Genomic DNA, 15,039 nt, shown 5'->3' with positions numbered 1-15,039 from the left:
TCTCCACGGGGCTGCGGAAGAGCCGGAAGGGGCGGGGGAGTTGGCGGGGCGCGCTCAGATCCAGTGCAGGATGTCGTCGGAGCTGGTCAGATGGGTGCCGGTGGGCAGACCGGTGACGGCGGGCACCCGCAGCCGCGGATACACGCTCACCCCCCCGTCAGCCGGGTACCGGGACGCAGGTCGGCGGCCTCGCCGATCGCGGAGTGCAGCAGCCGGACCGGGTTGTCGTGCTCGGAGTGCACCCGCGCCAGCGGCCCGACGTACGAGTCGGTGATTCGGGCGTACGGCCCGACGACGGCGCCGTCGCCGATCGCCGTCCGGCTCAGCCGGGCACCCTCGTCCACGTCGACGCCGTCGCCGATGTCGCTGAACCGCAGCTTCACTCCGGGACCGATCTCGGCGTTGCGCCCGATGCGGACGGCGGGGCCGATGACGACACTGCCCTCGGAGATCTTCTGGGCCAGGGTGGTGCCGGTCGCGCTGTCCTTGGTGCGCAGGCTGGACTCGTGGATCCAGTACCGCGGGTCGGTGCTGGTGGGCTGTCCCATGGCCTGGTTCATCCGGCGGTAGTGGCCGCCGAGCACATCGCCGAGGGTGGCGAGGTAGTCGGGGATGCTGCCGAGGTCGCCGAGCCGGTCGATGGGGGCGACCGCGACCGGCAGTCCGCGCCCGACCAGCCAGGGCAGCAGGTCGCCGCCCCAGTCCAGGCGCTGCTGGGCGAGCCGGATCATCTCCGGGTTGCGCGCGGCCAGCCGCAGCCGGCCGCAGTCGACCAGGTACATCCCGGCGTTGGTGGGCAGGGTGGTGCGGGAGCCGGGCAGCGAGGTCTCGGGGAAGACGCGGTGGACGCGGTCCAGGTCAGGCTTCTCCAGGAACCCCGCGACCAGTCCGTCCGAGGAGGTCTGCATCACGCCGTACTTGCCGGCGATCTCCTCGGGCGTACGGCCCACCGTGGCGACGGTCACGACGGCGTCGGCGGCGTCGTGCGTGTCGACCAGTGTGCTGAGGTCGAACTCGAAGACGGAGTCCACCGGCAGCACCAGGGCGCGGCTCGTCAGATCCCACTGTTCGAGGTTGTGCAGGGTGGCGGCGCCCGAGCCGACGTTGTAGCGGTCGAGCCGGGCGCGGGAGTAGTGGATCTCCACGCCGAACCGTTCGCCGTGGCCGAGCACGAGCTTGATCTGGCTGTGGTTCTCGGCGCCCTGGGCGATCACGTAGAAGCGGCGGATGCCCTGGTCACGGCAGGACTCGACGAGCCATTCGACGACGGAACGGCCGACGAACGGGATGAGGGCCTTGCTGCGGATGTAGTCGGACGAGGCGAGGGTGAGCGGCTTGGCGCGTTCGCCCCGGCCTCCCGCCAGGATGATGCCTAACGTCTCGTCCCCCATGACAGTCCCGCCTCCTCGGCTGACAAATCAACGCCCTTCAGTCAACTCGTGCTGTCATGTGGAGTCAAGTAAAAAGTAAAACAAGCGAGTTGAGGCAAACGCGAATCAGCCCCGGTCGATGGCTCGACCGGGGCTGATGCTGCTTTACAGAGGTGTCAGAACAGAGTCGCGAATCAGATGACTCGAAGCCGGACCAGTGCGCCGAGCGTCAACGCGCCCGGAATGATGGGGATCCAGACCGTGATGATCCGGTACGCCAGCACCACCGCCGTGGCCACCGCGACCGGACCGCCCGCCGCGACCAGCGCCACGATCAGCGCGGCCTCCACCGAACCGATCCCACCCGGCGTGGGCACCAGCGCGACGGCCACCGTCGCCGCCAGATACGCGAGCGCCATCTGCGCGGGCGGCACCGGCAGGTTCAACGCCTGCCCCACGGCCACCAGTCCGGCCGCCTGGAGCGCGGGGAACGCCAGCGAACCACCCCACAGCGCCAGCGCCCGGGCCGGCCGCGTGTGCACGGAACGCGCCTCACTCAGCGCCGTACGGAGGAACGACAGGATGGCCGTCCGCAGCCGGCGCACCAGAACGAGCACCACGACCGCCAGGCACAGCACGGCCCCGATGATCAGGAGCAGCGGGCCAAGTGCCCCCGCCGGAAGGAGAGTTCCCAGGCGCAGGGCGTCCGGGAAGGCGATCAGCAGAGCGGTGAGCAGGGTCAGCCGGGCTATCGACTCGGCGAGCAGGAACAGCGCCAGCGCGGCCGACGAACGGGCCAGCGGCAGCCCGCACACCGTGAGGAAGCGCAGGTTCACCGCACCCGCGCCAAGTCCCGTGGGCAGCAGGTGATTTGCCGCGCCCGCCGCGAACTGCGTGGCCAACAGCCGCCGCGTGGGCAGCCGTTCGACCACCGCGCCCTGTCGGGTGAAGGCGGCGGCGACCCAGGTCAGACAGGTGGCACCGGCCGCGGCCACCAGCCAGGGCCACTCCGCCGACCGCAGCTGGCCGAAGCCCGCGACGAGGACGGACCGGTGCTGGACGGCGACGACGGCGACCAGAAGCAGCGGAAGCAGGCACAGGATCTGCCGGACGCGGATGTGTCTCACACCACTGGAGGTTCTCCGCGCCACGACAACTGCGGGTTGCGGCAGCACGGACAGTTCCTTACGCGGGGCGTTACATGAGGCCTTGCGCGGCGATCTGCCGGATACGTTGACCTCAACACCGCTTGAGGTCCTACGTTCTCCCTCATGAGCATGGAGAGCACGGCCTGGACCCAACTGCACAGCGTCATGACCGCGGAACAGGAGCGCCGGCCCCTGGCCCGCGCCACACTGCGCCGCATCGCCGCGTTCGCGCGCCCGCACCGCCGCCCGATCGCCCGCTTCGTCCTGCTCGGGGTGCTGACCGCACTGCTCGCCGTCGCGACCCCCGTACTCGCCGGACATGTCGTCGACGCGATCGTGTCGGGCGGCGACGACGGCACCGTCGTACGCCTCGCGCTGCTCATCGCCCTGATCGCGGTCGCCGAGGCCGCGCTCGGGATTCTGGGCCGACGCCTTTCCTCGGCGCTCGGGGAGGGACTCATCCTCGATCTGCGGACAGCCGTCTTCGATCATGTGCAGCGCATGCCGGTAGCGTTCTTCACACGTACCCGTACGGGAGCGCTCGTCTCCCGACTCAACAACGACGTCATCGGCGCGCAGCGGGCGTTCAGCAACACGCTCTCCGGAGTGGTCAGCAACGTAGTCACCCTGCTGCTCACACTGGCCGTCATGCTCACCCTGTCCTGGCAGATCACCCTGCTCGCCCTCGTACTGCTCCCGGTCTTCGTGATCCCGGCCCGCCGGATGGGCAGCCGTATGGCCCGCATGCAGCGCGAGGCGGCGACCCTGAACGCGGCGATGAGCACCCGTATGACCGAACGCTTCTCCGCCCCCGGCGCCACCCTCGTCAAACTCTTCGGCCGCCCCGAGGAGGAGTCCGTCGAGTTCGCCGAGCGCGCCAGCCGCGTCCGCGACATCGGCGTCCGCACGGCCACCGCCCAGTCGGTGTTCATCACCTCCCTGACCCTGGTCTCCGCCCTGGCCCTCGCCCTCGTCTACGGCCTCGGCGGCTGGTTCGCCCTGCACGGCACCCTGGAGCCGGGCGCCGTCGTCTCCCTGGCCCTGCTCCTGACCCGCCTCTACGCCCCGCTCACCGCGCTCGCCGGAGCCCGCGTCGAGGTGATGAGCGCCCTCGTCAGCTTCGAGCGCGTCTTCGAGGTACTGGACCTGAAACCGCTGATCGAGGACAAACCCGACGCCCGCGAGGTCCCCGAGGGCCCGGTCGCGGTCGAGTTCGACGAGGTCCGCTTCGCCTACCCCTCCGCCGACAAGGTCTCCCTCGCCTCACTCGAAGAGGTCGCCTCCCTCGACACCCGCGGCGGCGCCGAGGTCCTGCACGGCATCACCTTCCGCGCCGAACCCGGCCAGACCATCGCCCTCGTCGGCTCCTCAGGCGCCGGAAAGTCGACCATCGCCCAACTCCTGCCCCGGCTCTACGACGTCGACGAAGGCGCCGTCCGCATCGGCGGGGTCGACGTCCGCGACCTCACCGCCACCTCCCTGCGGGCCACCCTCGGCATGGTCACCCAGGACGGCCACCTCTTCCACGACTCCGTCCGCGCCAACCTCCTGCTGGCCCAACCCGCCGCCACCGAGGACGAGTTGTGGGACGCGCTGCGCCGCTCCCGCCTCGACGATCTCGTACGGTCGCTGCCCGACGGCCTGGACACCGTCGTCGGCGAACGCGGCTACCGGCTCTCCGGAGGCGAACGCCAACGCCTCACCATCGCCCGCCTGTTGCTGGCCCGCCAGCGCGTCGTCATCCTCGACGAGGCGACCGCCCACCTGGACAACACCTCGGAGGCCGCCGTGCAGGAGGCCCTCACGGAAGCCCTGGAGGGCCGGACCGCGATCGTGATCGCCCACCGCCTCTCCACCGTCCGCTCGGCGGACCAGATCCTGGTGATCGAGGCGGGCCGGGTCGTGGAACAGGGCACGCACGAGGAACTGTCGGCACTCGGCGGGCGGTACGCCGAACTCCGGTTCGCGGCCTCGGAGATCGGGGAGGCGGCCTAGTCAGGAACGGGAGCACCGGGGCCCGTAGTCACCGAGCACACCGAACCGGCTCCACTCCTCCCGCGTCAGCTCCCGTCCGGCCAACCGGCAGGCGCGGCGGGTGAGTTCCTCGGGATCCAGGGCCAGAGCGCGGACCGTGCCGTCGTACGAGACCTGCATCAGCCGACCGGACGTCGTGAAGAACACGGCGGCGGCCAGGCCCGCGTCGTCGAACAGCGGCTCGCCCACGACCTCCAGGGTCTCCGTGTCCCGCAATCGCATGTCGCCCTCGGTGAAGAGCAGCGTCCCGTCGGGACTGAACGCCACTGTGTGGCCGCTGCCGGGCACCGTCGCGAGCACCCGGCATCCGCCGTCTCCGCCGGGTGTGAGCAGTCGGGTCGCCGCGTCCTGGGAGGACACGGCGACCGTCGTACCCCGGGGATCGAAGGCGATGCCCCGGCTGCCCCCGGCGGACGGGCCCATCTGCCTGGCGCACAGCATCAGGCGTCGGCCGGTCGCGACGTCGTGGACGGCGGTGCGGCCCACGGCGTCGGTCACGGCGAACCGGGCACCGGTCCGGTCGAGAGCGAAGGTGAGCGTGTCGGTCGCCCCGAACCCGGTCAGCGGGAACGAGACCACCGGTGGACCGTCGGCGTGCGCGGTGTCGTACACGGTGACCGCACGGGCACCGTCCTTCGGGTCCTTGGTGACCCGCACGAGCCGGCCGCCGTCCCCGCTGAAGCCGAGGCCGGTGGACGCGAGGTCCCGGAACGCGTGCAGCGTCCTGCCGTCGCTCATCCGGACCAGGGTCGTGGTGGTGGACACGGAGCCGTCCGCGCTCCGGGTCTCGTCCGTGCAGCACACCAGGAGATGGCCACCGTCCGGCGACAGCGACACGATGGGGGTTGCCGTCGTGGTGAGGGGCAGGTCGAAGGTCCGCAGGGCGCGTCCGGTCGTGAGGTCGTGGACCTGGACGCGTCCCTGCCGGGTCACGGTGACGAAGCCGCGACCGTCGTCGGCCATGGCGTAACCGACGCCCCGCCGCGAATCGTTCGGATCGAACGGCAGCGTGGCCGCCAGGTGATGCCGGACCGCCCGGCCGATGTCCCAGACCACCGCGCTGCCGGTCGAGCCGACCCCGATGAGGCGGGTGCCCGCGAAGGCCAGCCCTTGGACGCCGCCGACCACGCCGGGCAGTTCGACCGGCCGCGCGTCGTCGGAGGTGAGGTCCCACAGCCGTACGCGGTCGCCTTCCGCGATCGCCGCGTAGCGGGAGTCCGCCGACCGGGCCGCGGCGCTCACGGAGACCGGCTCGACGCGTGTCGTGAGGCCGGACGTGAGGTCACCGACCACCACCCGGGTGTCGCGCCAGCCGAGGATCAGCTTCTCGCCCGCCGCGAACTGGGCGTCCCACACCTGGAGTCCGGCCCGCACGGCGCCGGTCGCCGCGGTGACGACGTACTTGAAGGTGCCGCCCGAGGTGCCGTCGGCCGTGGTCACCGACAGCAGCCGCCCCGACGGGCTGTAGACGAGCCGGCTCACCTCCGCGCCGGTCGCGAGCGCCATCCGGACGTCGAGGCGGGCGGCGCCCCCGGCGACCGGCAGAGTGGCGAGCCTGCCGCCGCTGTCGACGAGGGCGATCTCCTTCCCGTCGGGACGCAGCGCCGCCTGCGCCAGGGACCCGCCGCCCGGCGGCCGCACCGTGGCCACCACGGACGCGTCCGCCGTGTCGAGCACCACCGCCCGCGCCCGGTCCGTGCCCACGACCACCGCGACCCGCCGCCCGTCGGCGCTGAAGGAAGGCGCCGGTATGTCCGCCGGGGCGGCGCCGAGCACCGGGCCCCGGCCGAGGACACGGCCCGTCCGCACGTCCCACAGCACCAGGCGGCCCTGGGCGTCCGTGCCCACCAGTACCGGGCGCCGGGTCGCGGCACCGTCCGCCCTGAGCAGATCCCCCTGGACCTCGGCCGTCCGGCGGCCCGTCAGCGCGTCGAAGAAGACGACCCGGCCCGCCGCCACGACCGCCGCGAAGTGGCGTCCGTCGCCGGTCGAGGTGATCCACGCGGGCTCATACGCGGGACCCTGCGCACGGACGGTACGGGTCCGGGTGTCCCAGAGCCGGACCCGGCCTTGGGTGTCCAGGGAGAGGACGAACCGGCCGTCGGCCCCCGGAAGCAGCTCCGCGAGGTCACCTGCGGTCCGGTCGCGCGGGTCGAGGACCAGGGCCGTACGGTCCGGCCGGTCCGTACGCCACACGAAGACCCGCCCGTCGTCCGGGCCGCCGGCGTCCCCGGCGGAGAAGGAGCCGCACGGACAGTGCCCGGCGACCGCCCACCGGCCGTCATGACTCACCGCCACCGTGTCGAGGGAGAAGGGCGCGGCAACGCCCGGCGGCAGTCGCAGATACCCCTCCAGCCCCTGCTCCGCCTCCTGTACGACGGACAACAGCCCGTTGCGCGCGGCCGGTGTCGGCGACGTGCGCCACGCCTGGGCCGCCAGCAGCAGCGCGGTGTCCATCGAGCCGCTCTTCAACTCCAGTGCCTGGGCCGCCAGTTGCCGGGAGGACACGTCCCGCAGCCGCTTCTCCGCGGTGTTCGCGTTGTGGGTGGCGACCACGGCGGCGGCGCTCGCGGCGACAGCGAGCAGCGCCAGTACGACGACGGTCGCCCAGATCACCCGCCGCCGCCGACGGTGCTGGACGACGTCCTCACCCAGGAGCGCGTCGAGCGGAATTCCCCGGATGTGCGCGGCCAGCCTCGCGACCGCGGTGTGGAATCCGGTGTGCCGCAGCGACCGCTGCTCCGGAGCCGCGAGGCCGCGCAGGTCGACCACGAACGGCTCATGGCCGAAGGCACCCGCGAGCGCCCGCGGCACCGCGTCGGAGCGGGACCAGTCGAAGTCGCCGGCGAGGTCGTCCCAGGCGTAGTCGCCGTCGGTCACGGCGAGCAGCAGCGCGTCGGCCGGCTTGTTCGCCCGCCAGTACTCGATCTCCTGCCGCACCCACTTCGAGGCGGCGGCCTGCGGCGAGGCGAGGATCACCAGGTGCCGGGACCGGGACAGCGCCTCCTCGATCGTCGGCCACAGCCCGGGGTTGGCCGACAGACTCGCCACGTCCTGGAAGACCCGCACCGCGCGCAGCCGGTACCAGGGGCGGGCGAAGCGGTGGAGCCCTCCGCGCAGCGCCTCGGCCAGCACCCGGTCGGACTTCTGGCTGTACGAGATGAAGGCGTCGAAGCCGGCCGCGGCGACATCGGTCCGCGGCGCTCCGGGCCGCAACCGAATGGACCCCAACCGAATAGGCCCTGAACGAATGGACCGTAACCGAATGGGCCGTAGCCGAAATCGGGACCCCGGCTTTTTGGACAGCGGACGCAGAGCCATGACGCACTCCCCCCGGCGCGACGGAATCCGCGGCGACGCGACGGCGGGCCGCGACCGCGGAAGAGCAGTATGCCGAGATACGAGGGTGTCGTATCCATACGCATCTGGACGCATATTCCGTCGTACCGCATGCATGTGCGAGCCCTGGCGGGACTCCCGGCGCTGGGGACGGCGTGGTCGGGGTCAGGGGCCCGGGGGGCCAGGAGTTCCGCGAGCCGTCGCGGTCGACGCCTCAGGGCTCGCGGTGCTCGTGCGCCGCCTTCTCCAACTCCTCGGCCTCCGCCTCCGCCACCCGGATCTCGGCCTCCACGTCGATCGAGCGGCTGAGCCACCAGTACAGGAGCCCGGCGACCGGCAGCCCGACGAACAGGGAGAGGTCGGCGCCGTCCATGGCATGGGCGATCGGGCCGACGTAGAGCGTGCCGACGGAGAAGAACGGCACCATCACACCGAAGCCCACCAGGTAGGAGATGATCCCGTGCCAGCCCCAACGGCCGTAGATTCCATGCGGGTTGAAGATCTCCGCGATGGCGTAGTGACCGCGGCGCACCACGTAGTAGTCCATCAGGTTGACCGCGGTCCACGGGATGAACAGATAGAGCACCAGCAGCAGGAAGTTGTTGAAGTTGGTGAGGAAGTCGGAGGTCGCGGCGAACGCGCCGACCAGCGAGAGCGCGGCGGTCAGCCCGATCGTCAACGCCCGGACGCCCACGGTCGGTTGGACCTTCTTGAGGGAGTCGATCGCGCTGATCAGGGTCAGCGAACCGCCGTACATGTTCAGCGCGGTGACGGAGACCAGGCCGAGCGTGGCGAAGAGGAGGACGATCGCGCCGAAGCCGCTGAACACCTTGTCGCCCGCCGCGTTGATCGAGCGGATCGTGTCGAAGTCCTTGCCCGCCCAGGCCGCGAGCAGCGCGCCCAGCGTCATCAGCCAGACCCCGCCGAGCGCCGACCCGAAGTAGGTCCAGTAGAAGGTCTTGCGGACCGTCACGTCCGGCGGGAGGTAGCGCGAGTAGTCCGAGACGTAGATCGCCCAGCTGATCTGATAGCCGGCGACCACGCCGAACTGCGCCAGGAACGGCGTCCAGGAGAAGCCGCCGAGGTCGAAGGAGCCCGCCGGGTAGTGCAGGGTCGCCAGCACACCCACGGTGAAGACCCCGAAGACGACCAGGAAGGTGTACGTCAGGAACTGCTCCGCCTTGTGGATGACGTCGTAGCCCACGAGCGCGATCACGAACCCGATCACGGTGACCACGGCCACCCACATCTTGGTGTTGCCGTGCACCGTGGTGTGCAGGGCCTCACCGGCCAGGATCGTGTTGAAGACGTTGAAGCCCGCGTACTGGACGTAGGCGAACAGCCACACCAGCAGGGCGCCCACGTAACCGAATTGGGGCCGCGACTGGATCATCTGCGGCAGTCCGAGCTGCGGACCCTGGGCCGAGTGGAAGGCCATGAAGAAGGTGCCGAGCAGGGTGCCGGCGACGATCGCGATGAGCGACCAGATGAGGTTGCCGCCCTCGGTGATGCTGATCAGACCGACCGCCAGCGTGGCGATCTGTGCGTTCGACATGAACCACAGGGGGCCCAGGTGCCACAGCTTGCCGTGGCGCTCGTTCAACGGGACATAGTCGATGGAACGTATCTCCAGCCCCGACACCCGGGGCTCTGAAGCGGTGGTCACGGTGCCTCCCAGGTGCTGATCCAGCCTCTGTGGCCACATTCATCCCCCGCAGGGAACCCGGCAACCGCAACGGATACTGTGAAACCCGCCCTTGACCCGCGACCGCGGGCAGGGAGCCGAGTCCCGGGAGTGTCCGATGCTGCGCACCATAGGGTCCCGGCTCGCTGACCCAGGGGCCGCCACGGTCGCATCTGGACGGATGCCCGACTGTGACCCGGAAGGTCCGATACATGCCTCGCCAGCTCGCCCGCGGTATGGGGTCGTTCTTCAAGGACTGCGACTGCACCAAGCCGACTCGGTGCCCCCACCCGTTCACGATCCGCTTTCGCAACGGACTGGGCAGGCAGACCGAAGAGGGCGGCTTTCCCACGCAGGACGACGCCATTGAACGCCTCACGCTGATTTACCGGGAGAAGAAGCGGACGGCGCCGTCCGTCGCGGAGGCGCGCCGCGAGTTGGGTCAGAAAACGGTGGGGGAGTACGCGAAGCAGTGGCGGCCTCGACAGCGGAAGATGACGGACTATTCCACGGGAGAGCACGTCGACAGCTCCATCAACGTCCACATAGTTCCCCGAGTCGGCTCGCGGAAGCTGAATACCGTCACGCCGATCGTGGTGGAGCGCTTCCTCGACGAATTGGAGGCCGACGGGGTCGGCCGGGGAAACCAGGTCAGCATATTCCGCACCTTGAAAACGATCCTCCGGGACGCCTGTGACAAGGGAGCGATGGCGGAAGATCCGGTGAAAGGCGTGCAGGAGCCGGAGTACATCCGTCAGACGGTAGTCATCCCGAACCTTGAGTACTTGAAGCAGGCACTGACCGTCGCACGTGAGGATCTCGCGCTGGAGATCATGATGATGGCGGGGTGCGGGCTGCGCAACGGCGAGGCCCGGGCCGTGAACATGAGTGCCCTTTGATGTAGCGCGGAGTTGCCTGATGGGCTGATCTTGCCCCTTCCCTCTGACAACCGGAGAGGGACTCGGCGGTGTGATTGACGCGCGCGGGCGCTGGCAGACCGCGATTGGTGGCCCCGTGGATGAGTTGACGGTAGCGGGACACCTTGATGCTCGGCCGTCTTCCCGTCCGTGAGGACCGCGTGCCGTCTCGGGCATACTCGGGCATCGTGCTTTTGCACCGCCCACATCCTGGGATTGGGCGGCTTCGAACCGTCCGTTGGGACGACGCGAGGACTAGTCTGCTGAACAGACGTCCCAGACCCCGGCGGCATTCAAATGCTGAACGCAGATGGCTGGGGGGTACGGACTCTTCGTCTGTCACCCGGCGCATCCCTGGAGGGAACCGGGTTGATCCTCTGTCCTGCTGCGCAGGCTGTCGGACCGGCCGTTGCTCTGCCTCCGCCGAAAGTACGCCCCCGCCGGGAGCGCGCCCAGGGAGCCGTAACTCCGGCACCACCGCACCCGCTGCCGGATGGTCTTCCGAACCGAGGCGCCATGCCCCTGCCACAGCTCACCGTCCACCGCCATGACCGAAGGACACGGGCGCTGCTCACCTTGGCCGGTGAGATCGACCTCGAATCCGCGCCGTTGGTGCGTGTGTCCCTGGAGCGATGCCTGCAAGACGGTATGCGCGCCATCGATGTCGACCTCACCTCCGTCACCTTCTGCGACTGCAGCGGGCTCAACACGTTCCTCCGCGCCGCACAGCTGTCCAAAGCGCTCGGCGGGACTCTGCGATTGCACCATCCACCGACCATGCTGCTTCGGATTCTCGACGTCGTCGGCGGCGAGTTCCTGCTCCTCGGTCATCCGGCGCCTCCTCTCGGGGACATCCTGGCCGCGCCCGTTCCCACTTCAACACAGGGCTCTGCCCGGCTGGTGCATGTCCTCTCGGGCGATGAGCGATGACGGACGACCGTTGGCGGGGGCGGTCCCGGAAGTCGGGTGGTGCCTACCGCCATGCAGCAGCATCGATCAACTCACGGTGTCCGGCGGCGCCTTCGGATCCGGTGATGTCGTGATCCGGCCGCATCCGCTGGAGCGGGGGCTCCTCCGTCGTGAGCGGGAGGAGCTGTTGACGGACCGTCAGGCATCGTCCGGCGCCGCGTCGGTGGACCATGTGACGATGTCTGCGGGCGGTGGCCCGGGTGGGACCTGACAGTCGGTCGGAGCGCATCCAGGTGCTGGTGGCCGAGCAGGCGGCCCTGCGTGGTGTGCGGGTCGGTGTGGTGGACGTGTGTACGGCGGCCGTGGCCGCGCTGCCGGTCGGCGGGGCCGGGCTGTCGGCGATGTCCGGGACCGCGCCGAGTCATCCGCTGTGCAGCACCGACGACATCAGCGAGCAACTGGAAGAACTCCAGCTCACGTTGGGGGAGGGGCCGTGTGTGGATGCCTTCCGGCACGGTTCGGCCGTCCTGACGCCCGATCTGCTGACCCCTGAACTGCAGGACCGCTGGATGGTGTTCGCGGATGCGGCCCTGGAAGCCGGGGCACGCGCGGTGTTCGCGCTCCCGCTGCAAAAGGGGGCGATCAGTCTGGGAGTTCTGGACCTGTACGCCCAGGTTCCGGTCCGGTTGAACGCGGAGGAACTGGCGGACGCGTTGGCGTTCGCCGATCTCGCCACTCTTGTGCTGCTCGACGCACGCATCGACGAGACGGGCGGGCCGCGCGGTGGCCCCATCGAGGACCTGGGCGCGTACCGGGCGGAGATCGACCAGGCAAGCGGCGTCCTGACCGTCCAACTCGGCGTAGGCATCGAGGAAGCCTTCGTCCGGCTTCGCGGCTACGCCTTCGCGCAGGGACGCCGACTCGCCGAGGTGGCCGCGGACGTGGTGGCCCGGCGGCTGCGCTTCTCACCGGACGCGGAGCCGGACCAGACGGACGAGGAGACCTGACGCATGGGTGCCGTCCGAGAAATGTGCCTTACTTCCCGCCCCTTCGGGCCGGGACCAGTCTCGATCGAGGGTGCCCACGATGGATCAACAGCTCCTGTCCAAGACGTTCGTCGAGCTGGCCGACAATCTGGTCGCCGACTTCGATCTCATCGATTTTCTGCGCCTGCTGACCGATCGCTGCGTCGGCCTGCTCGACGCGAGCGCCGCCGGCGTGCTGCTCGCCGACAGGGACGGCAAACTCCGCGTCATGGCCGCCTCCGACGAACAGGTGCGCCTGCTGGAGCTCTTCCAGCTCCAGAACGACGAAGGCCCCTGCCTCGACTGCTTCCGCACCGGCGCACCGGTGATCATCCACGACCTGACCCGGGAGATCGACCGATGGCCGCGCTTCGTCACGGCGGCCCACCGCAGCGGATTCGGGGCCGTACAAGCGCTGCCCATGCGCCTGCGGGAGGAGACCGTGGGCGCCCTGAACCTCTTCCGCGCCGCATCCGGCCCCTTCGACCCGCTCGCCACGCACATCGCCCAGGCCCTGGCCGACGTCGCCACCATCAGCCTGCTGCAACAACGCACCGCCCACCGCAGCACAATGCTCAACGAACAGCTGCAGGCGGCGCTGAACAGCCGGGTGCTGATCGAACAGGCCAAGGGGAAGCTCGCCGAACGCCAGGGCATCGACATGGAGCAGGCGTTCAGCGCGTTACGCGGTTACGCCCGCGCCCACAACCGGCGCCTGTCCGACGTGGCCCGCGCCTTCGTCGACGATTCCGAACCCCTTGCCGGTCTGGGGGCCTGACCCACGCCTCGGAGGGGGAGGCCCGCGTCGGCTCGGTGTCGCTAATCGTGGGCTTCGGTCATCACCTGGTCCCGTAGGCGTGCGCAGGTGCGGATGATCAGACGGGAGACGTACATCTGCGAGAGACCGAGTTGCAGGGCGATGCGGTTCTGTGTCATCTCCCCGAAGAACCTCATGTAGAGGATCTGTCGTTCGCGTTCGGGCAGGGCCTGTAACAGGGGGCGCAGGGCCTCGCGGTTGATCACGCGGTCGAAGCCGGGCTCCATGGTGCCGAGGGTGTCGGCCAGCGGGCGGCTGCGCCCGGAGTGGCCGGACACGTCGTCCAGGGACCGGGCCGTGAGGCTGTCCAGCGCCCCCTGGCCGAGGCGTACCTCCGCCTCGGTGAGACCGGCGTGCGAGGCGATCTCGCTGACGGAGGGCTCACGACCGTAGAGCGAAGCCCATTCGTTCCCGACGGAGCGGACCTGGCCGCGCAGCTCCTGTACACGTCGCGGCACATGCACGCCCCAGAGGTGGTCCCGGAAGTGCCGTTTCACCTCACCGAGGATCGTCGGGACGGCAAAGCTCGGGAAGGCGGTGCCGCGGCTGGGGTCGAAGCGGGACACCGCCTTGACCAGGCCGAGTCGGGCGACTTGCTGGAGGTCCTCGACGGGCTCGCCGCAGTGACGGAAGCGCCGGGCGAGCCGTACGGCCATCGGTGCCCAGGCGCACACCACCTCTTGGCACAGTGCGGTCCGCTCCGGCCCGTCCGGCAGGGCGGCGATACGGCGGAACGCGGCGCCGGTGTCCGGGGAATCGGTGTAGGTGGAGGTGCTTCGTGGGCTCCGAGCGCGTGCGGGCGACGTGGGCACGTGTATCCCCTATCGGTGGCGAGTTCCCGGACCGTTCGCTTGCGTCAGGACTTCGGTGTGCGAAATCCATTGGGTGGGCCGCGCAGCACGGCGTCCGACGACCGGAGGCTCCCGCTGATCTCAGGACCGGTTGCCGCACGGTTCGTCGGCGCTCGTTCCAACTGCTCATTCGTGGCGGGTAGTTCGAGGACCTCGGCCAGTAGAACCGCGTCCCCCGGCGAAGGCACGGGGCAGGGCCGTCACCTCATTGACGGGTGATCGAACGACGCGCCGGTTGACGTTCTCCGGCGGCGCCGGGCTCGTAGGGCGCCCCGCAGGTCACCTGCGGTGTTCGTGGTCGCGGCGGTCCTCGCGCCGCCAGCGCGCCCGGTGCTGGCGGCTGTATCGGCGGTCCCAGCGTTCTCGGCGACTCCGGCGCTCCTGGTAGTCCCGGTAGCCGCCGAGATCGGAACCGCCGTCACGGCTCCGGCCTCCGCCACGATCACGGCCGAGGCAGGTGACGCCGTAGACCAGTGCCGCCGCGGCCACCCACCAGAGCGGATTGAGGAAACCGAAGCCGAACAGGACCACTATGAGGATGAGGAGCAAGACGAACACAACGGGCCTCCCGGGAGCTGGAAACAGCATCGATACCGGGGACTGGGGCCTCACCTCGCAGCGTAGTCCTGCCCAAAGGTTGCGGATACCGTGCGACGTCAGACGTCCTGCCCGGCCGATCACCAACCTGGCGCCACGCGAAACGACCAGCGCCTGAGGCCGACCTCGGCTCGCACCACTCTCTTGCACCTTCGCCCTCGATCCCGTCAGGAACCGACCGGGGACGACACTTTCGACCACCCTGGTGGATGCCTGGAAGAAGAGGACAGGTCGATCCCTCCGCGGCGGTACCCTCGTCTCACGGTCCGCCCGTGACCCCGGCCCTCTCCGTATTGTCCCGTTCTGCGCAACAGAGGCCCTGCGCACGGCGAAAGCCCCGGTGACGGA

General features: G+C 70.0%; 11 protein-coding genes. 5 read left to right on the top strand and 6 right to left on the bottom strand.

The genetic code is table 11. The features are described 5' to 3' along the window. Nucleotides 1-146 precede the first annotated feature (146 nt). Both ACWIHT_RS39400 and ACWIHT_RS39395 read right to left on the bottom strand, forming a co-directional pair. On the bottom strand, nt 147-1,391 hold the full coding sequence (locus ACWIHT_RS39400) for a sugar phosphate nucleotidyltransferase (protein ID WP_456173335.1): 1,245 nt from the start codon (nt 1,389-1,391) through the stop codon (nt 147-149). Nucleotides 1,392-1,564: 173 nt separating this feature from the next. Continuing rightward, a complete protein-coding gene (locus ACWIHT_RS39395) occupies nt 1,565-2,497 on the bottom strand; it encodes a lysylphosphatidylglycerol synthase transmembrane domain-containing protein (protein WP_456173334.1) in 933 nt (310 codons plus the stop codon). Nucleotides 2,498-2,647: 150 nt separating this feature from the next. Here ACWIHT_RS39395 and ACWIHT_RS39390 point away from each other — a divergent pair, with 150 nt between their 5' ends. Next, complete coding sequence (locus ACWIHT_RS39390) at nt 2,648-4,513, top strand: ABC transporter ATP-binding protein (protein ID WP_456173442.1); 1,866 nt, start codon at nt 2,648-2,650, stop codon at nt 4,511-4,513. Here the strand turns inward: ACWIHT_RS39390 and ACWIHT_RS39385 are convergent, their stop codons facing one another. After that, nucleotides 4,514-7,768: a toll/interleukin-1 receptor domain-containing protein gene (locus tag ACWIHT_RS39385; protein WP_456173333.1), complete on the bottom strand. Its 3,255-nt coding sequence runs from the start codon at nt 7,766-7,768 to the stop codon at nt 4,514-4,516. 337 nt (nt 7,769-8,105) lie between these two features. Further along, complete coding sequence (locus ACWIHT_RS39380) at nt 8,106-9,557, bottom strand: purine-cytosine permease family protein (protein WP_456173332.1); 1,452 nt, start codon at nt 9,555-9,557, stop codon at nt 8,106-8,108. A gap of 230 nt (nt 9,558-9,787) precedes the next feature. Here ACWIHT_RS39380 and ACWIHT_RS39375 point away from each other — a divergent pair, with 230 nt between their 5' ends. The 4 genes from ACWIHT_RS39375 to ACWIHT_RS39360 all read left to right on the top strand — a co-directional run bounded on the left by ACWIHT_RS39375 (nt 9,788) and on the right by ACWIHT_RS39360 (nt 13,204). Next, nucleotides 9,788-10,474: a tyrosine-type recombinase/integrase gene (locus ACWIHT_RS39375; RefSeq protein WP_456173331.1), complete on the top strand. Its 687-nt coding sequence runs from the start codon at nt 9,788-9,790 to the stop codon at nt 10,472-10,474. Nucleotides 10,475-11,008: 534 nt separating this feature from the next. Next, on the top strand, nt 11,009-11,422 hold the full coding sequence (locus ACWIHT_RS39370; protein WP_456173330.1) for an STAS domain-containing protein: 414 nt from the start codon (nt 11,009-11,011) through the stop codon (nt 11,420-11,422). 239 nt (nt 11,423-11,661) lie between these two features. Then, nucleotides 11,662-12,408 (top strand): GAF and ANTAR domain-containing protein, encoded by a 747-nt coding sequence (locus ACWIHT_RS39365; protein ID WP_456173329.1) that lies wholly within the window; start codon nt 11,662-11,664, stop codon nt 12,406-12,408. 79 nt (nt 12,409-12,487) lie between these two features. Continuing rightward, complete coding sequence (locus tag ACWIHT_RS39360) at nt 12,488-13,204, top strand: GAF and ANTAR domain-containing protein (RefSeq protein WP_456173328.1); 717 nt, start codon at nt 12,488-12,490, stop codon at nt 13,202-13,204. A 41-nt stretch (nt 13,205-13,245) separates the two neighbouring features. On the opposite strand, the gene ACWIHT_RS39355 is transcribed toward ACWIHT_RS39360, so the two are convergent. Both ACWIHT_RS39355 and ACWIHT_RS39350 read right to left on the bottom strand, forming a co-directional pair. Then, nucleotides 13,246-14,055, bottom strand: coding sequence for a SigB/SigF/SigG family RNA polymerase sigma factor (locus tag ACWIHT_RS39355; RefSeq protein ID WP_456173327.1), 810 nt, complete (start codon nt 14,053-14,055; stop codon nt 13,246-13,248). Between the two features lie 318 nt (nt 14,056-14,373). After that, complete coding sequence (locus tag ACWIHT_RS39350) at nt 14,374-14,652, bottom strand: hypothetical protein (RefSeq protein ID WP_456173326.1); 279 nt, start codon at nt 14,650-14,652, stop codon at nt 14,374-14,376. Nucleotides 14,653-15,039 lie beyond the last annotated feature (387 nt).

This window comes from Streptomyces sp. NPDC002276 (assembly GCF_053891435.1).
This window is presented reverse-complemented; position numbering and strand designations above follow the sequence as displayed.

What these genes read in the sequence shown, in the direction of transcription:
- ACWIHT_RS39370 (WP_456173330.1), top strand. Translation starts at nt 11,009, where the DNA reads ATGCCCCTGCCACAGCTCACCGTCCACCGCCATGACCGAAGGACACGG.
- ACWIHT_RS39360 (WP_456173328.1), top strand. Translation starts at nt 12,488, where the DNA reads ATGGATCAACAGCTCCTGTCCAAGACGTTCGTCGAGCTGGCCGACAAT.
- ACWIHT_RS39390 (WP_456173442.1), top strand. Translation starts at nt 2,648, where the DNA reads ATGGAGAGCACGGCCTGGACCCAACTGCACAGCGTCATGACCGCGGAA.
- ACWIHT_RS39375 (WP_456173331.1), top strand. Translation starts at nt 9,788, where the DNA reads ATGCCTCGCCAGCTCGCCCGCGGTATGGGGTCGTTCTTCAAGGACTGC.
- ACWIHT_RS39400 (WP_456173335.1), bottom strand. Translation starts at nt 1,391, where the DNA reads ATGGGGGACGAGACGTTAGGCATCATCCTGGCGGGAGGCCGGGGCGAA.